General features: G+C 67.1%; 15 protein-coding genes. 6 read left to right on the top strand and 9 right to left on the bottom strand.

From position 1 onward, the window contains the following. Window positions 1-135 precede the first annotated feature (135 nt). The 5 genes from BN1263_RS19660 to BN1263_RS19640 all read right to left on the bottom strand — a co-directional run bounded on the left by BN1263_RS19660 (window position 136) and on the right by BN1263_RS19640 (window position 6,633). Complete coding sequence (locus BN1263_RS19660; RefSeq protein ID WP_058983572.1) at window positions 136-2,433, bottom strand: TonB-dependent receptor; 2,298 nt, start codon at window positions 2,431-2,433, stop codon at window positions 136-138. Window positions 2,434-2,593: 160 nt separating this feature from the next. Continuing rightward, entirely contained in the window at window positions 2,594-3,118 is a 525-nt protein-coding gene (locus BN1263_RS19655) for a hypothetical protein (RefSeq protein ID WP_058983571.1), read from the bottom strand. Window positions 3,119-3,325: 207 nt separating this feature from the next. Continuing rightward, window positions 3,326-4,066 carry an acetoacetyl-CoA reductase gene (gene phbB / locus BN1263_RS19650; RefSeq protein ID WP_005419193.1) on the bottom strand — a complete coding sequence of 247 codons (741 nt, stop codon included), beginning with the start codon at window positions 4,064-4,066 and terminating at the stop codon, window positions 3,326-3,328. A gap of 24 nt (window positions 4,067-4,090) precedes the next feature. Beyond that, window positions 4,091-5,419, bottom strand: a complete 1,329-nt coding sequence (locus BN1263_RS19645; protein WP_058983638.1) for a CitMHS family transporter — start codon at window positions 5,417-5,419, stop codon at window positions 4,091-4,093. Between the two features lie 74 nt (window positions 5,420-5,493). Further along, window positions 5,494-6,633, bottom strand: coding sequence for an OprO/OprP family phosphate-selective porin (locus BN1263_RS19640; RefSeq protein ID WP_058983569.1), 1,140 nt, complete (start codon window positions 6,631-6,633; stop codon window positions 5,494-5,496). A gap of 231 nt (window positions 6,634-6,864) precedes the next feature. Between BN1263_RS19640 and BN1263_RS19635 the strand changes: the two genes are divergently transcribed. Genes BN1263_RS19635 through BN1263_RS19620 form a run of 4 tightly spaced genes read left to right on the top strand, consistent with a single transcriptional unit; the run spans window position 6,865 to window position 10,669 of the window. Continuing rightward, a complete protein-coding gene (locus tag BN1263_RS19635) occupies window positions 6,865-7,554 on the top strand; it encodes a response regulator transcription factor (protein WP_005419188.1) in 690 nt (229 codons plus the stop codon). Beyond that, the gene (locus BN1263_RS19630) at window positions 7,547-8,938 is read left to right on the top strand and encodes a sensor histidine kinase N-terminal domain-containing protein (RefSeq protein WP_058983636.1); all 1,392 of its coding nucleotides are present in this window, start codon (window positions 7,547-7,549) and stop codon (window positions 8,936-8,938) included. The genes BN1263_RS19635 and BN1263_RS19630 overlap by 8 nt, the downstream gene beginning before the upstream one ends. Beyond that, window positions 8,935-9,990, top strand: coding sequence for an ABC transporter substrate-binding protein (locus BN1263_RS19625; RefSeq protein ID WP_058983567.1), 1,056 nt, complete (start codon window positions 8,935-8,937; stop codon window positions 9,988-9,990). The genes BN1263_RS19630 and BN1263_RS19625 overlap by 4 nt, the downstream gene beginning before the upstream one ends. Window positions 9,991-10,018: 28 nt before the next feature. Further along, window positions 10,019-10,669, top strand: coding sequence for a response regulator (locus tag BN1263_RS19620; protein WP_008268765.1), 651 nt, complete (start codon window positions 10,019-10,021; stop codon window positions 10,667-10,669). Between the two features lie 556 nt (window positions 10,670-11,225). Here BN1263_RS19620 and BN1263_RS19615 read toward each other — a convergent pair. Both BN1263_RS19615 and BN1263_RS19610 read right to left on the bottom strand, forming a co-directional pair. After that, complete coding sequence (locus tag BN1263_RS19615; protein ID WP_058983565.1) at window positions 11,226-13,868, bottom strand: hybrid sensor histidine kinase/response regulator; 2,643 nt, start codon at window positions 13,866-13,868, stop codon at window positions 11,226-11,228. A 66-nt stretch (window positions 13,869-13,934) separates the two neighbouring features. Beyond that, window positions 13,935-15,104 (bottom strand): OprO/OprP family phosphate-selective porin, encoded by a 1,170-nt coding sequence (locus tag BN1263_RS19610; protein WP_058983564.1) that lies wholly within the window; start codon window positions 15,102-15,104, stop codon window positions 13,935-13,937. Between the two features lie 328 nt (window positions 15,105-15,432). Here BN1263_RS19610 and BN1263_RS19605 point away from each other — a divergent pair, with 328 nt between their 5' ends. After that, the gene (locus BN1263_RS19605) at window positions 15,433-16,776 is read left to right on the top strand and encodes a dicarboxylate/amino acid:cation symporter (RefSeq protein ID WP_058983562.1); all 1,344 of its coding nucleotides are present in this window, start codon (window positions 15,433-15,435) and stop codon (window positions 16,774-16,776) included. A 229-nt stretch (window positions 16,777-17,005) separates the two neighbouring features. Further along, complete coding sequence (locus tag BN1263_RS19600) at window positions 17,006-19,297, top strand: NADP-dependent malic enzyme (RefSeq protein WP_058983560.1); 2,292 nt, start codon at window positions 17,006-17,008, stop codon at window positions 19,295-19,297. A 454-nt stretch (window positions 19,298-19,751) separates the two neighbouring features. Here BN1263_RS19600 and BN1263_RS19595 read toward each other — a convergent pair whose 3' ends face one another. Beyond that, window positions 19,752-20,495 carry a basic secretory protein-like protein gene (locus BN1263_RS19595; protein ID WP_058983558.1) on the bottom strand — a complete coding sequence of 248 codons (744 nt, stop codon included), beginning with the start codon at window positions 20,493-20,495 and terminating at the stop codon, window positions 19,752-19,754. Next, entirely contained in the window at window positions 20,492-23,836 is a 3,345-nt protein-coding gene (locus BN1263_RS19590) for a GH92 family glycosyl hydrolase (RefSeq protein WP_058983556.1), read from the bottom strand. The genes BN1263_RS19595 and BN1263_RS19590 overlap by 4 nt, the downstream gene beginning before the upstream one ends. Window positions 23,837-24,201 lie beyond the last annotated feature (365 nt).

Here is a 24,201-nt window from a genome sequence, read left to right as displayed (position 1 = left end):
TTCGCAAGCGCCCGAACGCACAGCCGCTAGCGGCTGGGCCGGACCGCGGAGCGGGGTTTACGGCGTGCCCTGCGCCGGCCCATCCGGCTCTGCCCCGCGATGATAATCAAGACGCCGCGGAGCAACGCTTTCGACCTAGAACTCCGCCGCCACCGTCATGAACAGCTGCCGCGGTGCGCTCGCGTGGATCGCATAGCGCGTGCCGTTCGGGTCGGTCGGTGCGAACGAGCTCAGCTGGCCCGCGTAGCGCTTGTTGGTCAGGTTGGTCGCGTTCAACGACACCCGCACGTTGCGCAGGCCCAGGCCCGGGCCGAAGTCGTAGCCTGCACCAGCGTCGAAGGTGGTCACGCCCGGCACCGACTGGTCGTTGGTGTAGGTGTAGTAGCGCTTGCCGGTGTACTTCGCACGCAGGCTGGCGAAGAACCCGTCACGGTTCCAGCTGATCTCGCTGGAGGCCATGCGCTGCGGCGTATCCACCGTGATCTTGCCGGCCACCGGCACGATCGCGCCGCCCGAGGTGTAGTCATCCTCGTAGGTGGTCTTGTTCCAGGACAGCGCGTTGTACCACTGCAGGCCGTCGATCGGCTTGAGGATGAAGGTCAGTTCCGCGCCATGGCTCTTCACCGAACCGACGTTGATGAAGCGCGTCACGCACTCCGGACGCGTGCCGACTTCGATGCTCGAGCAGGGGTTCAACGACAGCAAGCGGTTGTCGAACTTCACGTTGTAACCCGCGATCGACGCCTGGTACTTCTCGCCGAAGGTACGGAAGCCGGCTTCCAGGCTCTTGGACTTCTCCGGCTCCAGGCCGGCGCTGGCCGCGAACGATTCCGGCGACACCTGCAGCGGGCCGCCGCTGCCACCGCCGACGAAGGCGGCGATGTTCTCGGCGTAGGAGGCGAACAGCTCGTTGTTGGCGTTGAGCTTGAAGCCCAGGCCCACCTGCGGCAGCACCGACTCCTTGGCGGTCAGCGTGCCCGAGGCGATGCTGGTTTCCACGCCCGGCTGGGCGGTGGCGCGCATGCGGGTGTTCGGGCTCTTGATGCCCACATCCACGGTCAGGCGCTGGTCCAGGAAGCGCATGCGGTCCTGCACGTAGAACTGGCGCGTGCGGATGTCGAAGTCCTGGTTGAACAGCAGGCGGTCGGGGTTCTTCAGGTACAGGTCGTCCAGGAACGGGCCGCTGATGTAGTAGAAGTTGCGCGACACGTTGTGGTCGTTCTGCTCGTACCACAGGCCGGCTTCCAGCTCGTGGATGCCCACCGTCCACGACAGCGCGGCGGTCAGGCCATCGCGGTTGATCGTGTAGTTGGTGCTGCGGATCGAGATCGGCAGCATCCTGTCGGTGCCCGGGTAGGACGGCTGGCCCGGCGCCCACCAGTGGCCCTGGCCACGGTTGTCGTGGTGGTAGGCCAGCAGCTTCAGGCGGCCCTGCTCGCCCAGGCGAAGGTCGGCATCGACCGAATAGAGATTGTCGTCGCGCAATGCGCGGCTCTGGTAGTAGGCATCGTCGATGCTGTTGACGCCGCCGCTGAACTTGCAGCGTGCCTTGTTGTAGGTGCCCGGCGCGCAGTACGCAGCGGCCACGGCGCGATCCCAGTCCGGCGCGTAGATGTTCCAATCCCAGCCCAGGCCACGCGCCAGCATGTCCTTGGACAGGTAGGCGTAGTTGGCCTGGCTGGCGCGCGAGGTGGCCGCGAACGCCCCGAAACGGTGGTCGCCGACATTCCACACTGCCTTGGCGTTGAACTGGCGGGTGGTCTGGTTCTGGTAGGGCGCGGCCCACATGTCCTGGTCCTGGTGCACGCCGGACACATAGGCCGAGAAGCCGTTGAGGTCGCCGGTATCCACGCGCAGGTAGCCACGGCGCTGGTTGTCGTCACCCACGGTGACGCTGGCGCGGCCACCGAATTCGGTGGACGGGTCCATCGAGAAGTACTGGATGGTGCCGCCCAGGTTGCTGGTCGAGGCCACGCCCAGCGAACCGATGCCCTGCGACAACTCGGCACCGGCCAGATTCTCGGCGATGATCGCGCGGGCGATGCTCAGGCCGTTGTAGTTGCCGTAGCTGTTGTCGCCCAGCGGGATGCCGTCCAGCGTATAGCCGAGGCGGCTCTTGTCGAAGCCGCGCAGGCTGATGGTCTGCGATTCTTCGTTGGCACCGAAGGCATCGTTGGACTGCACCGACACGCCCGGCAGGCGGTCGAGGATCTTCTGCCCGCTGGTGCCCGGCGGCAGGACCTGCTTGTCGACGGTGGTGATGCGCTGCACCTGGCGGGTCTCGCCCTGGCCGATCACGGAGACGGTATCCAGCGTCTGCGCGCTCAGCGCGGCATCGGTGCTGGCGCCGGTATCGGCGGCGGTGGCGGCATGGGCGCTGGTGGCGGCGGAGAGGGCGATCGCCACGGCGATCGTCAGGTGTCGGGTCTGCATGGTGGTCCGTTGCATTGGGGGTGGTCACCGGCACGCGTGCGCAGTGCATGGCCACTATGCGAACGGAACATGAAACCTTCTTTACGAAAAACCAACGAACGATGCAGGGCAGTGGTGCGTGTTCTGCAACATGTTCGTCATGGTGGTAGGCCGGTGGGAATCAGAAGCGCTCCCCAGGCCAGCTCAATTTGAGCTGGTCCATGCAGTCACGGTCATGTTCGGAGAATGAGAACCCGATCTGGATGCCGTTCACTACTGTGCCGAACACCGTCGACTCGTCCAGGCTATGCCCTGACGGCACGGAAAGGACATTGAAGTCGGGGTAGCGACGACCCATCTGCTTTCGCGAGATGCAGGCGCCGCTCAGCCGCAGCGTAATGCCTTTGATGATTCGCCCCGACGCGTCGGTGTAGATCTGGCCAGAGGGCCCCTTGACCCTCCCAGCGACCGCGAATGGCGCCAGATCGATGGTGGCGCTGTCGCCCCGGCCCATTCTTGCTTCCGGACGCGAGCCGGCCGGAGCCAGGGGTGATAGCTGCGCGACAAGGTCAGAGCGTGACAGCTGCAAGGACCAGCGCTCCACGAGCCGCCAGGTTGCATCCGCCTCATCCGCAGTGGCAGCAGGTGGGGTGGCCGCCAGTGGCGGGGTGGCGACCACAAGAAGCGCAATCAGCAATGCACGCATGCCAACCCCCTTGATCCGCGATTCCGGCCGTTCATCCATCGGGCTAAGCGAGCGTTGGCAGGTATAGCACCGGTTCTGCCGATGTATCGGGCAATGCGTCCCGAAAATGCGGAAACAAAAAGGGGCCGGATCCCCCTCGCAAGCGAAGGTTCACCGGCCCCGCGCACTCCGTGGGGGAGGCGTTCCACGCCTTGCGTGGAGACGGGCTCAACCCATGTACAGGCCACCGTTGACCGGATAGTCGGCGCCGGTCACGTACGAAGCTTCATCCGACGCCAACCACGCACACAGGCCAGCTACTTCCTCCGGCCGACCCAAGCGGCGCACCGGCACCGAGGCGGCCAGCCGGTCCAGCACATCCGGCGGGAAGCTGCTGATCGCCTGGCTGGCGATGTAGCCCGGCGACAGCGTATTGACGGTGACCCCGCGCGACGCAACTTCGGCAGCCAGTGCACGGCTGAAGCCATGCATCGCGGCCTTGGCGGTGGCGTAGTTGACCTGGCCGATCTGGCCCTTGTGGGCGCTGACCGAGCCGATGTTGATGATGCGGCCCCAGCCGCGCGTGGCCATGCCGTCGACCACCTGCTTGGTGAGGTTGAACAGCGCGTTGAGGTTGGAGGCGATCACCGCGTTCCAGTCCTCCACCGTCATCTGGCGGAACAGCAGGTCGCGGCTGCCGCCGGAGTTGTTGACCAGTACATCGACCTCACCGACTTCGGCGCGGACCTTGGCGAACGCCGCGCTGGTCGAGGCCCAGTCGGTCGCGTTGCCTTCGGAGGCGATGAAGTCGAAGCCCTGTTCGCGCTGCTCGCGCAGCCAGTTGGCCTTGCGCGGCGAGTTCGGCGCGCAGCCGGCAACCACGGTGTGGCCGCTGCGGGCCAGGCTCTGGCAGATGGCAGTGCCGACACTGCCCATTCCACTGGTGACGTAAGCGATTCGAAGCGTCATTGCAGAAGGCTCCTTGGCAAAGGGTCAGGCGGCAAGGGGATACAGGCCGAACAGCAGGCTGCCGATCATCAGCAGCATCGAGATGGCGATGGCCCACTTCAGGGTGAACTTCTGGTGGTCGGCGAATTCGACCTTGGCCAGGCCCACCAGCAGGTAGGTGGACGGCACCAGCGGGCTGAGCAGGTGCACCGGCTGGCCGGCCAGCGAGGCGCGCGCCATTTCCACTGGTGTGATGCCGTAATTGCCGGCGGCCTCGGACAGGATTGGCAGCACGCCGAAGTAGAACGCGTCGTTGGACATGAAGAAGGTGAACGGCATCGATGCCACCGCCGTGATCAACGCCAGGTACGGGCCCCACGATTCCGGAATGACGGCCAGGAAGCTGTGCGACATCGCCTCCACCATGCCGGTGTTGTTGAGGATGCCGGTGAAAATGCCTGCGGCGAAGATCAGTGACACCACCGACAGCACGTTGCCGGCGTGGTTGACCACGCGGCGGCGCTGCTCGGCCAGGTTCGGATAGTTGATCACCAGGGCGATGGCGAAGCCGACCATGAACAGCACCGGCATCGGCAGCACGCCGATGATCAGCGCGGTCATCAGCGTTACGGTCAGCGCAAGGTTCACCCACAGCAGCTTCGGACGCTTGATGTCCTCGGCGTCTTCCACGGTCGGCAGCGGGTTGCTGTCATCGGACACGCTGTTGTCCATCCAGCTGCCGCCCTTGGGCAGGGTCACCACGCCGAGGCGACGGCGTTCCGTCAGGCCCAGGTACCAGGCCAGCAGCAGCACGCCTGCACAGGCGATCACCATCGACGGGATCAGCGGCACGAACACATCGGCCGGGTCCACGTGCAGCGCGGTGGCCGCGCGTGCGGTCGGGCCGCCCCACGGGGTCAGGTTCATCACGCCACCGGCCAGGATGGTTACGCAGGTCATGTTCAGTGCGTTCATGCCCAACCGCTGGTACAGCGGCAGCATCGCCGAGACGGTGATCATGTAGGTGGTCGAGCCATCGCCATCGAGCGAGATCAGCATCGCCAGCACCGCGGTGCCAAGCACGATCTTCATCGGGTCGCCCTTGACGAAGCGCAGGATCACCCGCACCAGCGGATCGAACAGGCCGGCGTCGATCATCACCCCGAAGTAGAGGATGGCGAACATCAGCATCACGCCGGTGGGTGCGATCTTCTTGATGCCCTCCAGCATCATCTCGTCGATGCCGGCACCGAAGCCACCGATCAGCGCGAACAGGATGGGGATGGTGATCAGGGCGACGAGCGGCGACAGGCGCTTGCTCATGATCAAGTACATGAACGTAATGACCATGCCAAAGCCGAGGATGCTCAGCATCATCTGCGGACTCCTTGCGGAAACAGGACGTGGGGAGTGGAAGGGGCCCGGGCGGAATGCCCGGAATGTCGGGCCTAGAAGTCGTACTGCAGGCGGCCGGTGACCGCGCGCGTGCGGTCCACCGTGACCCCGGCCAGGCGATCACGGTTGCGGCTTTCGATCACGTTGAGCATGAAGCGCAGGTTGTCGCGCAGGTACCAGTTGCCACCCAGCGTCCAGGCTTCGGTGCTGCCGCGACGCAGGTCCGGCGCACCGTCGAGATGCTGCGCGCCCCACATCTGGTCGTAGCGCAGCGCCACTTCGAAGGCCCCGGCCTTGTGGCGGATGTCCTTCACCCGCGCGAAGCGGCCGGTCTTGCCGTCGTAGGCACGGCTTTCGCCGGTGACGAACCAGCTGAGCATGCCGTAGGCCGCCATCACGTCGCCGCGTTGGGCGCCATCATCGAAGGTGGCGCCACTGAACTCGCCCTGCCACGACAGCGCGCCGCGCACCTGCGCGTATTCCAGCGACCACTTGTTGACGTCGGTATCGCGGCCGGCGGAGAAGTCGACCAGGGTCAGGCGGCTCTCGTCGGACAGGTGCCCGGCCGGGCGCGGGCGGATACGCAGGCCGGGCACGCCGTTGGCACCCGGGTTGTCGTAGGCCTCGCGGGCCAGCGACAGGCCCAGGTGCAGCACGTCGCCGTCGCTGGGCGAGGGTGCCCAGGTGACGCGGCCACCCGCCGCATGGCCCTTCACCTGCCAGGCGTCGATGCTCTCCAGGCTGTAGAGGCTGGGCGCCCAGGTGAAGTCACCGGGGTTGGCCTGCCAGGACGCACCCAGGCGGTACAGCGGCGCCAGCGTGGTGCCGGCGTTGCCGCGCTCCAGGAAGCTGCCGTAGTTGGAGCTGGTACGGTCATCCAGCGAGAAGTACTGCTTGAACTGGCCGACGGTGAGCTTGCCGGCCTTGCCGAAGCTGCGCGCCAGGTACACGTCCTTGGCCTCGACGCGGTCGCCGGAGAAATCGGCTTCCAGCTTGTAGTCGACCACGAAGAACTTGCCGGACACGTCAACCCACGCACGGCGGATTTCGGTGTCGTCCTTGTTCGGGGTGCCGCGGTTGTCGTTGTCGAAGGTGGCGAAGTCCAGGTGCAGGCGGCCACCGAGAGTGGCCGTGACCGGGCGGTCGTCTTCGGCAGCGAAGGCCGGCGCCGACAGGGCAGCCAGCGCCATCATGGCGGCAGGACGCCGCCAGGCAAACTTCAATTCCACAAACCCTCCCAGGTGCGCGACAGGCGCGCGGCAATCGTGGCACCGGACGGTGCGCGGCCGCAGTCTGGGTCGCCGTAGCTGTCATCGTCCTGTCAGCGGTTTGTGCGGTGCAGCGTAAATGGTCGCCAGGCATGGCCCGGCGGGCGGCCCCGGCGTCATGCGGTAGCATTCGCTTCCCCTCCCACCGTCGTGCCCATGCGCCTGCTGCTGGTCGAAGACAACCCGGATCTGGCCGATGCGATCATCCGTCGCATGCGTCGCAGTGGCCATGCCGTGGACTGGCAGGCCGACGGCCTGGCCGCTGCCAGCGTGCTGCGCTACCAGAGCTTCGATCTGGTGGTGCTGGATATCGGCCTGCCCAAGCTGGACGGCCTGCGCGTGCTGGCCGGCATGCGCGAGCGCGGTGACAGCACGCCGGTGCTGATGTTGACCGCGCGCGATGGCATCGAGGATCGCGTGCAGGCGCTGGATGTGGGCGCCGACGACTACCTGGGCAAGCCCTTTGACTTCCGCGAGTTCGAAGCACGCTGCCGCGTACTGCTGCGGCGCGCGCGTGGGCAGGCCAGCGAAGTGGTGCAGATTGGCGGCTTCCAGTTCGACAACGCTGCGCACCGGGTCAGCCTCGACGGGGAGCCGATCGAACTGCCCAATCGCGAGTACCGCCTGCTGGAGATCCTGGTCGGCCGTCTTGGCCAGGTGGTCGGCAAGGACGAGATCGGCAACGGCCTGTTTGGTTTCGATGACGAAGCGGGCCCGAACGCCATCGAGTTGTATGTTGGCCGCCTGAGAAAGAAGCTGGCGGGCGCACCGCTGCGCATCACCACGGTGCGCGGTGTCGGCTATCTGCTGGAGGCCAGCGATACCCATGCCGACGCCGATGGCTGACGCGCGCGCTGCGACTGCGGCGCCGGGTTCGCTGCGGCGCACGCTGCTGCTCTATCTCGGCGTGCTGCTGGCGGTGTTCGCGGTGGCCTTGCTGTTCGCCGCACGCGATTACGGCCAGCGTGCCGCCAACCGTTCCTACGATCACCTGCTGGTGTCCTCGGCGCTGTCCATCGCCGATTCGGTGGCGCTGGTCGATGGGCAGTGGCAGGTCGATCTGCCGTATGCGGCGCTGGACCTGCTGGCGATGGCACCGGAGGACCGCGTGTTCTATCGCGTGGCCGACAGCCGCGGCACGCTGATCACCGGCTACGGTGACCTGCCGGCACCGCCGCGCCGGCCCGGTACCCAGCCGCAGCTGTTCGATGCCACCTACAGCGGCGAGACCGTGCGCTTCGTGGTGGTCGGCCGCAGCTTCGCCGCTGCCTCGGCGCAGGGCGAGGTGAAGGTCCAGGTCGGCCAGACCCGGCGTGCGCGTGAAGCGGTCGCGCAGGACATGGTCAATCGCGCGTTGCTGGCGATCGGCGTGCTGTCCGGCCTGCTGCTGGCACTGGTGGCGTTCGGCGTGCATCGCGCATTCCGGCCGCTGGTGCGGGTGGAGCGCGAGCTGTCGCGACGGGAGCCGTCCGACCTGAAGCCGCTGGATGCCCACGTGCCGCGCGAGATGGACCAGATGGTGGCGGCGTTGAACCGCTTCATGGAACGCCTGTCCAGCAGCAACGAGACACTGCGCGCATTCATGGCCGAGGCCGCGCACCAGATGCGCACGCCGTTGGCTGCCCTGCGCGCGCAGGCACAGCTTGCGCTGGACGACGACGACCCCGAAGACATGCGGCGCAGCCTGCAGGCGATCGAGCGCAATGCCACCCACATGAGCCGGTTGCTGAACCAGCTGCTCAGCGATGCCAGCGTGATCCATCGTTCGCATCTGCAGCGCTTTGCAGCGGTGAACCTGGCCGAGACCGTGCACCAGGCCCTGCATGAAGCGCTGCCGCAGGCCGGTCCGGCGCCGCGCGTGCAGTTGGCGATGACCGCCGAACCGGCACTGGTGCACGGCGATGCGCTGCTGCTGCGCGAGGCGATCAAGAACCTGGTCGACAACGCACTGAAGTACGGCGGTGACGGCGACCTGCAGATTGCCCTTACCGTGGAAGGCGAGCAGGCCGTGCTGACCATCGCCGACCACGGCGCAGGCATCGCCCCGGCCGATGCCGAGCGCGTATTCGAGCGTTTCGCACGTGGCGAAGGCGCGCCCTCAGGTGGTGCCGGGCTGGGCCTGGCCATCGTCAAGCGCGTGGTCGACAGCCATGGCGGCCGCATTGACCTGAGCAACCGCCCGCAGGGCGGGCTGGTCGCCACCATCCGCCTGCCACGGAGCAGTCCATGATCCGCCTGTTCGCTGCTGCCGTTGCCTTGCTGCTGGCCCTGCCGGTACTGGCCGCGCCCGGCGACGTACGCCGTTTCCCGGCCCAGGCAAAGGCCACTGCGCAGCTGCGCATTCACGGCACCACCGACATCGAAGTGTTCGCGGTGGTGATCGCCGATTACCAGCGCCTGCATCCCGGCACCGAGGTGGTGTACGAGGACATCATCACCCAGGACCTGTACGCGCGTTACCTGCACGACCGCGCCGGACCGGCATCGCCGGACCTGCTGATCTCCAGCGGCATGGATCTGCAGACCAAGCTGGTCAACGATGGCCATGCGCTGCCGCATCGCTCGGCGCAGACCGCGGCGCTGCCGGCCTGGGCACAGTGGCGCAACGAGGCGTTCGGCATCAGCTACGAGCCGGTGGTGATGGTCTACAATACCCGCGCGATTCCTTCGGCCAAGGTGCCGCACACGCGCCGCCAGCTGCTGGACCGGCTGCGTGCTGAAGGTGCACCCCTGCGCGGCAGGGTCGGCACCTATGACATCGAGCGCAGCAGCGTCGGCTACCTGTTGGCGACCCAGGACGCGCAGCGCGGCAGCATTGCCGGCGCGCTGCTGGGCGCGCTCGGCGACAACGACGTGGTGCGCGAGGAGCGTACTGGCGTGCTGCTGGACCAGGTGGCCAGTGGCCAGCTGTCGCTGGTCTACAACGTGCTCGGCTCCTACGCGCAGGCACGTGTCGATGCGGGCGCGCCACTGGCCATCATCGAGCCCGAGGACTACACGCTGGTGGTGCTGCGCACCGCAGTCATCCCGCGCACCGGCCCGCACCCGGAAGAAGCGCGGCGCTTCCTCGATTACCTGCTGTCGCCGCGTGGCCAGCAAGTGCTGTCGCGCGAAGCGCGGCTGATGCCGATCGTGACCGGCAACGCACGTGGTGACGACGCGCCCGGCCGCAGCCGCCGTCCGATCCAGCTCGGCCCGGGCCTGCTGGTGTACCTGGACGCGCTCAAGCGCCGCCAGTTCCTCGACGCCTGGCGTAGCAGCGTGGAGCCGGCGGGGCGCTGAGGCGCCGGCCGGCCCGTACAATGGCAGCATGAGCGAGTACACCATCCTGATCGCCGATGACCATCCGCTGCTGCGTTCGGCGGTGGTGCAGTCCTTGCGGCAGAGCCTGCCGTTGGCACAGGTGCGCGAGGTTGCCAGCGCCGAGGCGCTGGCCGAGGCACTCGACGCGCATCCCGATGTGGACCTGGTGCTGCTCGACCTGACCATGCCCGGCGCACACGGTTTTTCCGCGCTGCTGCACGTGCGTGGTTCGCATCCGGACATTCCGGTGGTGATCCTCTCCTCCAACGACCATCCGCGGGTGATCCGCCGTGCCCAGCAGTTCGGCGCGGCCGGTTTCATCCCGAAGTCGGCCCCGGCCGAGACCATCGGCGAGGCGGTGCAGGCGGTGCTCGATGGTGGCCTGTGGTTCCCGGCGATGGCCGCCGAACGCTCCGAGGCCGACGCACTGCTGGCCAGCCGCCTGGCCCAGCTGACCCCGCAGCAGTTCCGGGTACTGCTGTGCCTGGCCGATGGCCTGCTCAACAAGCAGATCGCCTACACGCTGGGGTTGGCCGAGAACACAGTGAAGGTTCATGTCACTGCGATCCTGAAGAAGCTCGAGTGCCATAGCCGAACGCAGGCAGCGGTGCTGGTGAAGGCGCTGGAGCCGGAAGGCGACGCGGGCGCTGGACTGTAGTTTCCAGCCAACGGCGCCGCCCCTCGTGGGTGGACACGTAGAGCAGTTCATGGGTGAGGCCGGGCAGGTGGACTGCGCAGGGGCCGCTGCAAGTACGTCCATGTAAGCTCGGTCGCCGCATCCATGCGGCTCACGCCCCTGCGCAGCCCACCTGCCCGGCCACGGACAGGTTCCGTGCACGTCCACCCACGGAAGAGAAAAGAAGATCAAAAGCAAAGGCAGCCTGACAGGCCGCTTTTTGTAGAGCCGAGCCCACGCTCGGCTGCTTTCTGGCCGGTCCGTGAAGCCGAGCATGGGCTCGGCTCTACACGAGCAAGCGCAGCGCGCGACCCGCTTTTGATCTTATTTTCTTCTCCGTGGTGCAGGCCACCGAAATCTGTCGGAGGCCGGTCGGGTTGGGTGCGCGGGGGTGTCAGCCGCATGGATGCGGCTGCCAAGCCTCCAGGGACGGATTCACGGCGTCCCCCGCGCACCCAACCCGACCGGCCCACCCACGGCTTTTGCTTTCCACGACCAACCAGACACCACCCACGAGGGCTGCGCCGTTGGCTGGAAACTACCCGCGATGCCGGATCAACAACTGACTCATCAGCGCCCGCAGCGCCGACGGCTTCACTGGCTTGGCCATCATTCCCCAGCCGCGTTCGGCGGCCATCTCACGCAATCCCGCATCGCGCTCGGCAGTGACCAGCACCACCGGCGGACGGGCCTGCCACAGTTCGGCCAATGTCTCGTACAGCACCGGCCCGTGGTGATCGCCCATGCGCACATCCAGCAGCACCAGCTCCGGTACCGTTACGGTACTGGCCAGCTGCAGCGCCGCCTGTGGGCCATCGGCCAGTGCCACCTCGCAGCCCCAGCGCTCCAGCAGCGCGCGGCTGGCGGCGCAGACGTGCGGATCGTCGTCGATCACCCACACCCGGCGACCGCGAAGCGGGTTGTCCGCGGCCGGTTCCTGCATCAGCACCGGCACAGGAGCAGTAGCGGGAATCGCGCTGGCTTCGCCGAACGGCACGCCCACCGCGAACACGCTGCCCTGGCCCAGCTGCGAGCGCAGGCGGATCGGGTGGCCGAGCAGCCGACCGATGCGGTCGACGATCGCCAGGCCAAGGCCGGCGCCGCGCTGCTGGCCGTCGTGCAGGCGGCGGAACTCCTCGAAGATCTCGCCCTGCAGCGCATCGGGAATGCCGGGGCCCTGGTCGTGAACTTCGATCCACAGCAGGCCTTCGCGGCGGCGGCAGCCGAGCAGCACGCGGCCACGTTCGCTGTAGCGCAGTGCGTTGGACAGGAAGTTCTGCAGGATGCGGCGCAGCAGCGCTTCATCGCTGACCACCACCGCAGCGGTATCGACCCAGTCGACCACCAGCCCACGTGACTGCGCGGCGATGCCGAACTCGCGTGCCAGCGTCTGCAGCAAAGGCCCGAGCCGGAACGCCTGTACGCGCGTGGGCAGGCTGCCCGATTCCAAGCGCGCGATATCCAGCAGGCTGTTGAGGATCGCATCCTGCGCGGCCAATGCAGCATCGATGTGGTCGCTGGTCTGTTGCTGCGCCGGGTCACTCAGCTTGCCGCGCAGCACCGAGACGAACATGCGCGCCGCGTTGAGGGGTTGCAGCAGGTCGTGCACGGCCGAGGCAACGAAACGGGTCTTGTAGCGGTTGGCCTGCTCGGCTTCGCGGCGTGCTTCTTCCAGATCATGGGTGCGCTCGGCGATGCGGTGCTCCAGCGCATCGGCCAGGGAGCGCAGTTCGCGCGCGGCGTTCTTGTAGCTGGTGATGTCGGCATAGCTGGTGACGAAGCCGCCGTCAGGCAGCGGATTGCCACGGATCTCCAGCACCGTGCCGTCGTCCTTCTCGCTCTCGCGCATGTGCGGGCGGCCGCTGCGCAGGTGGTTCAGGCGACGCTCGATTGCTTCATCGACGGGGCCCGGACCGAGCAGGCCACGGCGTGCGTTGAAGCGGAACAGTTCCTCGATCGGCCGGCCGACGCGAACCAGGTCCTGTGGGAAACGGAACAGTTCCAGGTAGCGCGAGTTCCACGCGACCAGGCGCAGTTCGCGGTCGATCACCACCACGCCCTGCGGCAGGTGCTCGAGGCTGCGGCTGAGGCCGCTGTCGGCCTCGGTGGCGGCCTGCAGCAGGCCGTCCTGCGCGGTGCGCAGTTCCTGGGCATGTTGCTTGAGCAGTGTCTCCAGCTCGCGGCGGCTGCGCAGGCGATGCTTGGCCAGGCGCCGGCGCTGCTGCACGAACAGCACCAGGAAGCCCAACGCCAGCCACCCGGCACCGCCGGTAAGGGCGGCTGCGCGACCGGCGGCGGTGGCGGCACCGGCGTCGTGCAGCAGGTGCAGGTTCCAGCCTTCGGCGGGCAGCGGCAGGCTTTGCCACAGCATCGGCTGCGGCAGTGCCGGATCCAGCAGGCGCACCATGCGGCCACCATCGGCAAGCACGTCTTCGGTACGCGCGCGCAATGGCTGCAACGCGCGGTCGGCGTACTGGCGGGCGTCCAGCATCTCGCGGCGCTCATCGGCGCCCAGCGGACGCAGCAGGCGGTAGCGCCAGCTGTCACGGTTGGCCAGGAACACCACGTCGTGGTCGTCGCTGGCCAGCACCACATCGGGGCTGCTCAACCATTCCTGCTCCAGCGCCGACAGCTCGACCTTGATCACCACCACGCCGAGCCGCTTGCCGTCTTCCTCGATGGCCTGCGACAGGTAGTAGCCGGGCACGCCTGTAGTCATGCCGATGCCGTAGAAGCGGCCGCGGCCCTGCGCCAGTGCCTGCCGGTAGTAGGGGCGGTAGCTGTAGTTCTCGCCGACGTTGCTGGTCGGCTGGTCCCAGTTGCTGGCCGCCACTGCCACGCCGTCATGGCCGACCAGGGTCAGGGTCGAGGCACGGGTGACTTCATTGGCGCGTTGCAGCTTGAGGTTCAGCCGCTGCTGTTCGGTGGGCGAGGGTGGCACACGCAGGGCGTGCAGCAGGTCCGGATCCAGCGCCAGTACCTGCGGCAACGTGCCGAAGCGGTCGATGCGCTGCTGCAGGCCCTGGCCGTACAGCTGCAGCTGGCGTTGCACCTGGCTGCTTTCCTCGCCGAGGGCGCGCCGCCAGGCGTAGTGGCCGGCGGCGACCGCACACAGGACGGTGCCACCGACCATCACCAGGAGGGTCAGCAACAGCATCCGGTGGCGGCTGAGCCGGTACATGGCGGCAGTCTACGCAGGGCCGGCGGGCGTGACGTGCACGCCCGCCGGGGTCTGACGTGGAAGGGGTCAGAAGTGCATCTGCGCGCGCAGTTCGAATATCTCCGGCGTGCTGTGCACACCGCGACGGCTGGCGTCGACCTTCACATAGTTGGCCTGGAACTTGAAGTGGCTGGTCAGGTACCAGTTCGCGCCCAGGGTCAGGGCGTGCTGGCGGCCACCAAGGATGCTGCCATCGTCGAGGTCCAAGCGGCTGTAACGGGCCACCAGTTCCACCGCGCCGTAGTCGTGCGCCGGCTTGATGTTGGCCACGGCACCTGCGTTGTACGGGCGCGACTCGCCGGTCAGCACCCAGCTGGCCATCGCGTACTGGCCGCTGCCGGTGTAGTCGGGCTTGCCGTCATGGCGGGTGACCGTGGCACGCAGGGCTTCGGCCTGCAGCGAGAACGGACCGCGGATCCAGATGCCTTCCAGGCCGGTGCGGCGGATCTGGTCGGCGGTGACCAGCGCGCCGGAATCGACATAGCGGATGTCGGTCAGGCCGGCTTCCGGGCGTGCACGCAGGCGCGCGCTGGCCTCGTGGTGCACGTCACGGCCATCGCTGTAGCCGCGCGGATTCTCCTGCGAATAGGCCAGGCCCAGGTGAATCACGTCACCCGGCGCCTTCACCGGGGTCCACACCGCACGCACGGCCTGGGTGGTGCCGGGGTTGTCACCCTGCAGGTCCTTGCCGCCATAGGCGCCGGCCTGCAGCAGGTACTGCGGGCGCTCCAGCACCCATTCCACGCCGGTGCGGCGGCCGGCGTAGAAGGCCTGCACGGGCAGCGCGGTTTCCAGGAAGCTGCCGGCGCGCGAAGAGGTGTTCGCGTCCAGGCCGACCGGGGTCTTCATGTAGCCGAAGCGGAAGCGGCCGATGTCGCGGCCGAAGAAGGCCTTGCTTTCAAAGCGCACGAACACGTCCAGCCAAGTATCGGACTGGAAGTCGTAGTAGACCATCGCGTCGTAAACGCCCTTCTTCTTCAGCGTCGCACCGAACTCCTTGCGACGCACCGCGTCGTCATCCTCCAGGCCACTGCCCGAGGAGAAATTGTTGTAGTCGTAGGCGATGTTGGCGGTAGCGGCCAGCTCGGTGCCGTCGCCGAAGGCGTACTTGGTCGGCCAGTTGTCGAAGTCGGCGGCCGAGGCGAAGGCGGGAAGGGCGGCCAGCGACAGGGCCAGCAAGGTGGGATTCGGGCGCATGTTGGGTGCGGCTCTCTCGGATTGCGTGTGGACAGGACAACAACGGCCGCAGGGGCCGAAACTTTCGCAAGGACGCGCCCGGCCGTTCAGCCCGGGCCACCGGCCTTCCCGTGTCTGGGCGGTGTGGCGCCAGTGTAGGCACCTGCGCCACCTGAACCGGGGGGCTAGTACCAATAGGTTATCTGCGCCGACGTGCCCAGCGCGTACAAAGGCGTCCATTGGTCGCACCTCCTGCGCGTGCAGCACAGGGCGATCAGTTTCCACGGTAGCGGTTCCCGTGCAGTCCCGGGGCCGTACGTGCCTGAAAACGCCCCTTCCGGAGTCCGCCATGCACATCCCGACCGCAGCCCCGGCGCCTGCAAAGCCGTTGCCGATCTATCGCCAGCTGTACTTCCAGGTGATCGTGGCGATCGTCCTCGGCGCCATCCTCGGCCACTACGAACCGTTGGTGGGCGAAAAGATGAAGCCGCTGGGCGATGCCTTCATCAACCTGGTGAAGATGATCATCGCACCGGTGATCTTCCTGACCATCGTCACCGGCATCGCCGGCATGACCCACCTGCGCACGGTGGGCCGGGTGTTTGCCAAGGCGATGGTGTACTTCCTGTTCTTCTCCACGCTGGCGCTGATCGTCGGCATGATCGTGGCGCACGTGGTGCAGCCCGGCGCCGGCATGAACATCAACCCGGCCGAGCTGGACCAGACCGCGGTGCACAGCTACGTCGAAAAGTCGCATGACCTGACCCTGGTCGGCTTCCTGATGGACATCATCCCGAAGACGCTGGTGAGCGCCTTCGTCGATGGCAACATCCTGCAGGTGTTGTTCATCGCGGTGCTGTTCGGCATCGCGCTGGCCTCGGTGGGCGAGAAAGGCAGGCCGATCGTGAACTTCCTGGAGGCGCTGGTCGCCCCGGTGTTCAAGCTGGTGCACATCCTGATGAAGGCCGCCCCGATCGGTGCCTTCGGCGCGATCGCCTTCACCATCGGCAAGTATGGCGTCGGCTCGCTGATCAACCTGGCCTGGCTGGTGGGCTCGTTCTACCTCACCGCCTTCCTGTTCGTAGCGGTGATCCTGGGCCTGGTCTGCCGACTGTGTGGCTTCTCGGTGTTCAAGCTGGCGCGCTACCTGAAGGCCGAGCTGCTGCTGGTGCTGGGCACCTCTTCGTCGGAGTCGGCGCTGCCGTCGCTGATGGAGAAGATGGAACGCGCCGGGTGCAGCAAGTCGGTGGTGGGCCTGGTGGTCCCGACCGGCTATTCGTTCAACCTGGACGGCACCAACATCTACATGACCCTGGCCGCGCTGTTCATCGCCCAGGCCACCAACACCGAACTGACCCTGGGCCACCAGATCGCCCTGCTGCTGGTCGCCATGCTCAGCTCCAAGGGTGCCGCTGGCGTTACCGGCGCCGGCTTCATCACCCTGGCCGCGACCCTGGCGGTGGTGCCGGAGGTGCCGGTGGCTGGCATGGCGCTGATCCTGGGCGTGGACCGCTTCATGAGCGAATGCCGCTCGCTGACCAACTTCATCGGCAATGCGGTGGCCACCGTGGTGGTCTCGCGCTGGGAAGGCGCGCTGGACCGCAACCGCCTGCAGCTGGCGCTGGATGGCCGCGAAAGCGAGCTGCCACCGCCGGTGGACGCACTGCCCGAGGCGCTGCCGGCCAAGGGCTGATCCAGGTGTGTGGTACCGCGGGGCCGATCACGACAGTGGTACGGCCCCGCGGCGCTTCATGGCGTCCCATGACTGTCATGGGTAGCGCCGATGCTGGTCTGGGCTCGGGTCGCATACGGCACGGAATTGTGCGGTCGCAGCATGGTTGCGACAGGATAGCGACAGGTCCAGACGCTCCAACGGGGGTATGATCCCCTGTCCCTTCTGCCCATTCATGTAACCCACATCGATGTCCAACGAAGATTTCAAACAGGCCGCCCTCGATTACCACCGGATGTCCCCGCCGGGAAAGATCAAGGTTTCCGCTACCAAGCCCATGCTGACGCAGCGCGACCTGTCGCTGGCGTATTCGCCGGGCGTGGCGTATGCCTGTGAAGCGATCAAGGCCGACCCGCAGCAGGCCAGCGAGCTGACCGCCCGCGGCAACCTGGTGGCGGTGATCTCCAACGGCACCGCGGTGCTGGGCCTGGGCAACATCGGCGCGCTGGCCGGCAAGCCGGTGATGGAAGGCAAGGGCGTGCTGTTCCAGAAGTTCGCCGGCATCGATGTATTCGACATCGAAGTGGATGAAACCGACCCGGACAAGCTGGTCGACATCATCGCCTCGCTGGAGCCGACCTTCGGCGGCATCAACCTGGAAGACATCAAGGCGCCGGAGTGCTTCGTGGTCGAGCGCAAGCTGCGCGAGCGCATGAAGATCCCGGTGTTCCATGACGACCAGCATGGCACGGCGATCATCGTCGGCGCAGCGGTGCTCAACGCCATGGCGATCACCGGCAAGAAGATCGAGGACGTGAAGCTGGCGACCACGGGCATGGGCGCCGCCGGCATCTCCTGCGTGAACATGCTGGTGCAGCTGGGCCTGAAGCCGGAAAACATCCTGGCCTTCGACCGCGAGGGTGTGATCCACACCGGCCGTACCGACCTGGACCCGGAAAAGCAGCGCTATGCGCGCGATACCGACAAGCGCACCCTGGCCGAGATCGTCGACGGCGCGGACATCTTCCTGGGGCTGTCGGCACCGGGCATCCTGACCGCCGAGATGGTCAAGACCATGGCCCCGGATCCGGTGATCTTCGCGCTGGCCAACCCGACTCCGGAAATCATGCCGGAGGTGGCGCGCGCCGCGCGTCCGGACGCGATCATCGGCACCGGCCGCTCGGACTACCCGAACCAGGTCAACAACGTGCTGTGCTTCCCCTACCTGTTCCGTGGTGCGTTGGACGTGGGCGCGACTGCGATCAACGAGGAAATGAAGATCGCCTGCGTGCGTGCCATCGCCGCGCTGGCGCGCCGCGCGGCCACCGACATGGGCTCGGCCTATGGCGGCGAGACCCCGAGCTTCGGCCGTGAATACCTGATCCCGCGTCCGTTTGACCGCCGCCTGCTGGTGGAGCTGTCGGCGGCCGTGGCCCAGGCCGCGATGGACTCGGGCGTGGCTTCGCGCCCGATCGAGGACATGGGCGCCTACCGCGACAAGCTGGCCCAGTTCGTCTACCGCACCAGCCTGATGATGAAGCCGGTCTACGACCGCGCGCGCAGCGACAAGCAGCGCGTGGTGTACGCCGAAGGCGAAGAAGAAGTGGTGCTGCAGGCGGTGCAGAACGTGGTCGATGACGGCCTGGCACACCCGATCCTGATCGGCCGCCCGGAAGTGATCGAATCGCGCATCGAGCGCCTCGGCCTGCGCCTGAAGATCGGCGAGAACGTTGAAGTCACCAACATCAACGACGACCCGCGCTTCAACGAGTACTGGCAGTACTACCACGGCCTGACCGGCCGCCGTGGCGTGACCGTGGCCGCGGCGAAGAACCTGATGCGTTCGCGCCCGACGCTGATTGCGGCGGTGATGGTGGCCCGTGGCGAAGCCGATGCGATGCTGACCGGCATCGTCGGCCGCTTCCACAAGAAGCTGGGTTACGTGCGCAGCGTGCTGCCGCTGGAGCCGAAGGTCACCTCGACCTCGGCGATGACCGGCGTGATCAACCAGCAGGGCGTGTTCTTCTTCGTCGACACCCACGTGCAGGAAGATCCGACTGCCGAGCAGCTGTGCGAAGCGACCCTGCAGGCGGCCTACCGCATGAAGCTGTTCGGCATCGAGCCGAAGGTGGCGCTGCTGTCGCACTCCAACTTCGGCAGCCACGACTCCAAGGACGCGCTGAAGATGCGCCAGGTGCGCGAGCTGCTGCTCAAGCGCAACCCGCGTCTGAACGTGGACGGCGAAATGCAGGGCGACACCGCGTGGGATGAAGCGCTGCGCCAGAAGCTGCTGCCGGGCTCGACCCTGCAGGGCCGCGCCAACCTGTTCGTGCTGCCGAACCTGGAAGCGGCCAACATCGCCTACAACCTGGTGCGCGTGTTCACCGACGGCGTGGCGATCGGCCCGATCCTGATGGGCGTGAACAAGCCCGTGCACATCCTGACCACCAGCGCGACCTCGCGCCGGATCCTGAACATGACCGCGATTGCAGCGGTCGATGCGCAGATCAGGAAGCAGCTGGAAGCGGAAAAGAAGGCCTGAGGCCTTCTTCCCGATTCGATCTGCAGAAACGCGCCCTACGGGGCGCGTTTCTGTTTCCGCAAAGCGGAAACGGGTAGAGTCGACTGTTAGTCGACTGCTCTTGATTCGGACGCCGAAAATCCCGCGCGATCGCGCGATAGTCGACTAACAGTCGACTCTACCGGTCCCGATGCCGGTCCCACCGCTGCCACACGCGCTACGTAGGCCGGTCATTCGCCTGCAACGCCGCCACGGCCCAATACGCCCACGCGGCCCGGCCGTGGGAAGGAACCGGACCGGCCTTCCCACCCTGGGCCCGACCACTTTCTCACTGGCGAGGGTGTCATGCGCAATCGAGTGACGCGGCGGTACTTCCAGCAGTTGTTCGCGCTGTACGCCGGCTTCGTGCAGTCGCGCTGAGGCCGCGATGCGGTAGCGCCGGGCAATGCCCGGCGAACGTAAAGTGCGTTGGAGCTCAGCGCCGCTTGCCGCGGCGCGCTGGTGCCGGCGGCGGTGCATCCGAACGCGGCTTGGCATACTGCGTCCACAGCGCAGGCAGTGCCTTGCCGGTGTGCTTCTGCCACAGCGCCGGTGCATAGCGGCCGTCGCGCAGGGCCTTGTCCAGTGCCAGCACCAGGCCCGGATGTTCGGCGTCGGCCCATTTCAGAAACGCACCGGTGACCCGGTAGCCGCTGTCGAAGTTCTGCCCCTTCTCGACCTTGCCCGGCAGTGCCCAGCCCGCAGCGGCATTGTCCATGCCGTAGCGGTCGCGTGCGTAGTCGGCGATGCCCTCCACCAGCCAACCCGGCACCCGTGCGTCGCCATAGCCCGGATAGCCCTGCACGATGTGCATGGCCTCATGGGTGACCAGGTCGATGTCGTTGGGGTGCTGCGCAAGCCAACCCGGGTTGATGGTGATCGTTGCGGCCTGGTCCTTGTCACCGACGAAGGCGATGCCGGTGTAGGCCGGGTCGATCACGATGCGCACCATCGCCGGCGCGGCCGGGTGGAAGTCCGCACGTTCGCGCAGGTAGGCGAAGAAGAACGTATCGATCACCCGCTTGCGCTGCGGCGCGGCCAAGGCGCCACGGGCGTCCTGGTAGTTCAGCGTCACGCCGTCGCGGGTCAGCTGCGTATCGAACGCCTGGGTCTGGCCGAAACTGGAGAAGGACAGGGCAACAAGGGCCAAGGGCAGAAAACGGAAGCGCATGCCGCTCATTGTACGGTGCCGGCCGCCAGCAGTTCGATCTCCGCCAGCGGCAGTCGTCCCGGTGCCGCCAGGCGCAGGCGGTATTCGCTGTAGCGACCGGGTTTTGCAATGCGGAATGGACGGGTCTGGCGGGCGGATTCGAAGTCTTCGCCGCTGCGCTGGTCGAGCACGGCCCAGCTGCCGCTGCCGTTGCGCGCCTCCAGTGTCCACTCACCGCCCTGGATACGGCTGTCACCGCTGGTCAGCGTGTACATCGTCGGGGTGCCCTCAGCCAGGCCCGTCAGCGCGATGGTTGCACCGCCGCCCAGGCCCACCGTCGTGCCGGCATCGTCATCGACCAGCGCGGGCAGGGCGCGGCCATCGGCCAACGTCGCCTTCGCGCCGCTGCCGAGCAGGTCGTGCAGCAGCTGCGGGCGCTGGCCGCGTGAGGTCAACGAGCGCGGCACATCATCCACGCCACTGCCCCAGCGCGAGGGACGGGGGCCCATCACGAAGTCGAGGGTCGCGCCCTTGGCGATGAGCTCGTGCGGCACCCAGGTCTTCGTCCACGGCTTGCCGTTGATCTTCAGCGACTGCACGTAGACGTTCTCACGCGAGTTGTTGGCCGCGTTCACGGTCAGCACGGCACCACCCTGCAGTTGCACGCGCGCATGTTCGAATGCCGGCGAGCCGATCACGTACTCCGGGGCGCCCATGCGCAGCGGGTACAGGCCCAGCGAAGCGAGCACGTACCATGCCGAGGTCTCGCCGTTGTCCTCATCGCCCGGGTAGCCCTGGCCGATCTCGCTGCCGACGTACAGCCGCGACAGGATCTCGCGCACATGCTGCTGGGTCTTCCACGGCTGCCCGGCGTACAGGTACATCCACGGGATGTGGTGCGCCGGCTGGTTGCTGTGCGCATACATGCCCATGCGCACGTCGCGTGCTTCGGTCATCTCATGGATGGTGCCGCCATAGGAACCGGCCAGTGCCGGGTCGGCGGTTTCCGGCGTGGCGAAGAAGGCATCCAGCTTCGCCGCCAGCTTCTCGCGGCCACCGTACAGCGCCGCCAAGCCCTCGCCATCGTGGGCGGCGGTGAAAGCGAAGGTCCAGCCATTGGATTCGGTGTAGTCGTGGCCCCACACGCGCGGGTCGTAGTCCTTGCTGTCCACGCGCCAGCGGCCATCGGCCTTGCGGCCCTGGAAGAAGCCGGCGGCCGGGTCGAACATGGTCGCGTAGCTGGCGGCGCGATAGCGGAAGTACTCGGCCTCGGTGCTGTAGCGCTCGCGTGCAGCCGGCGTGGTGGCGCGCTTGGCCAGTGCATCGGCCATGTTGGCGATGCCGAAGTCATTGAGCGCGCCTTCCATCGTCCATGACATGCCTTCGTGCACGTCCGCGCTGGCGTAGCCACGGAAGGTCGAACGGTCCATGCCCTTGCGGCCGACATGACGGTCGGGCGGGACCACGGTCGCGTTCTTCAGCGCGGCGGCGTAGGCCTCGGCCGGATCGAAGCCGCCGATGCCCTTCAGCCAGGCATCGGCGAAGGCCACGTCCGAGCTGGTGCCGACCATCAGGTCGGCGTAGCCCGGCGACGACCAGCGCGCGATCCAGCCGCCGGCGCGGTACTGCTCGATGAAGCCTTGCACCAGCTGGCCGGCATCGTCGGGCGTAAACAGCGCATAGGCCGGCCAGGTGGTGCGGAAGGTATCCCAGAAGCCGTTGTTGACGAAGACCTTGCCGTCGCGCACGGCTGCATAGCTGCGGGTCGCGCTGCCATCGGTGTTGTCATCGCTGGCGCTGGCCTGGTTGGCGTAGCGCCAGTCGGGTAGGGCCGCGCTGCCCACGTTTTCATGGCCGGAGTTGGGGTACAGGTACAGCCGGTACAGGCTGGAGTACAGCGTGGTCTTCTGGTCGTCGCTGGCGTTGCCGATGTCGAAACGGGCCAGGCGCGCGTCCCATGCATCCTGCGCACGGCTGGCCACGCTTTCCAGCGTATCGGCACCGCTGATTTCCAGTGCCAGGTTGTGCCGCGCCTGCTCGACCGAGATCAGCGAGGTGGCGATGCGCATCGTCACCCGCCGGTCGCTGCCGGCGTCGAACTTGATGTAGCCGGTCGGGCGGCCGGTGTCGAGGCGGCCGCTGCTGCGCCACGGCTTGTCGAAGCTGGCCACCACGTACATGCGGCTGGCACCGTTGGACAGGCCGCTGCGCGTATCGGTGTAGCCGGACAGCGTCTGCGTGGCGGCGTCCAGGGTCAGGCCACCGCGCGCATCGACATTGTCGAACAGCAGGTTGGCGTCGCCGCCCTCGGGGAAGTCGAATCGGAACAGTGCGGCATGATCGGTCGGCGCGATGGCGGCAGCGATGCCATTGTCAAAGCGCACGTCGTAACGGTACGGGCGGGCGCTTTCGTGGCGGCGGTCGAACGACAGCGCGCGTTTGCGGCGGTCGGCGTCCGGCGCGCCACGGCTGGCCGAAGGCATCACCTGGAAGGTCTGGCGGTCGCCCATCCACGGGCTGGGCTGGTGGCTCAGTGCCAGCGCCTGCAGCTGCGGGCGGTTCTGCGCATCGTTCTGTTCGTTCCAGCGGTACAGCCAGTTCAGTGCGCCGGCATCGGTCACCGGGGTCCAGAAGTTGAACCCGTGCGGCACCGCCGTGGCCGGGAAGTTGTTGCCGCGCGAGAACGTTCCGTTGGCCTGGGTGCCGCGTGTGGTCAGCACCCAGTCCGAGACGCGCTGCGGCTGCTGGCGCGGCTGCGCATCCAGGCATACGTCGTCGATCCAGCCGGAGACCGGTGCACCTTCGGCACTGGCCACCTCCAGCTCGATCGCCACCACGCGGCGGCCTTTCAGCGCGGGCACGTCGCCCAGTCGCACCGCCTTGCGCGCCCACTGCTGTGGGTACAGCGTCTTCGACTCGCCCTGCGCATGGGCGCCAAGGGCCACGCCATGCTGGTCGCGTGCCGTGCCAGCCGAAACGCGGCTGCCATCGTCCAGCAGCAGGTCCAGCGATACATAGGTCGAGGCGACGGTGTCCTTGCCGACGATTTCCGGCAGCACCAGCCACGACAGCGTGGTATCGGCCTCGATGGGCAGGTCGGCCTTGAACAGTTCGCGCCGCGCGCTGCCGCCTTGGCTGCTGTAGCGCAGCGCATGCAGGCCGCTGTAGCCGGCATTGCGCTTGGCGGCGTAGGGCGCGGCCGGTCCATTGCCGATCGTGACCTGAAGCGCACCGGTGGCCTGCGCCGGGACAGGTTCGCCCGGTTCGAACGAGGTCTGCAGCCCCTGCGCCAGCGCCGGCATCGCAGTGGTCACGCAGGCCAGGGCCAGAGTGAGCGGAAGCAGGGCGCGGCGTGGATCAGACAGGGTCATGCAAGGGTCTCCCGAGAGGCAGGCGGCAGGCAGAACCCGCATCGGCGGACACCACGGACAGCATCGCTCCGCCCGCCGGGAGGGCAGTGGAAGAGGCGATGCCGGTCCGGTGGGGGCGGGCCATGCGATCGGGTCTGATTGGGGTGGGCCGATTCACGGCCTGGCCCGATCCTGCAACAGCCGCAGCAGCCTGACAAGTGCCATTTAGTTCGATCCAAATGCGGCAAATTTCGCAGTCGGCGGGTTTCCGGCGTGAACCCGCTGGATCGATTGAAGGATTTCCGCCAGTGCGAGGCCTTGGATCTGCCGCGCAACCGCGCAAGGAGACGCCCTGCGGCGGGCAAAGACCTGTTGTTGCGCAATGT

Origin of the sequence: Stenotrophomonas thermophila (assembly GCF_001499715.1) — a bacterium.
Classification (GTDB): domain Bacteria; phylum Pseudomonadota; class Gammaproteobacteria; order Xanthomonadales; family Xanthomonadaceae; genus Stenotrophomonas; species Stenotrophomonas hibiscicola.
Note: the sequence above shows the minus strand (reverse complement) of the source record. Positions and strands in the feature narration are given on the sequence as shown.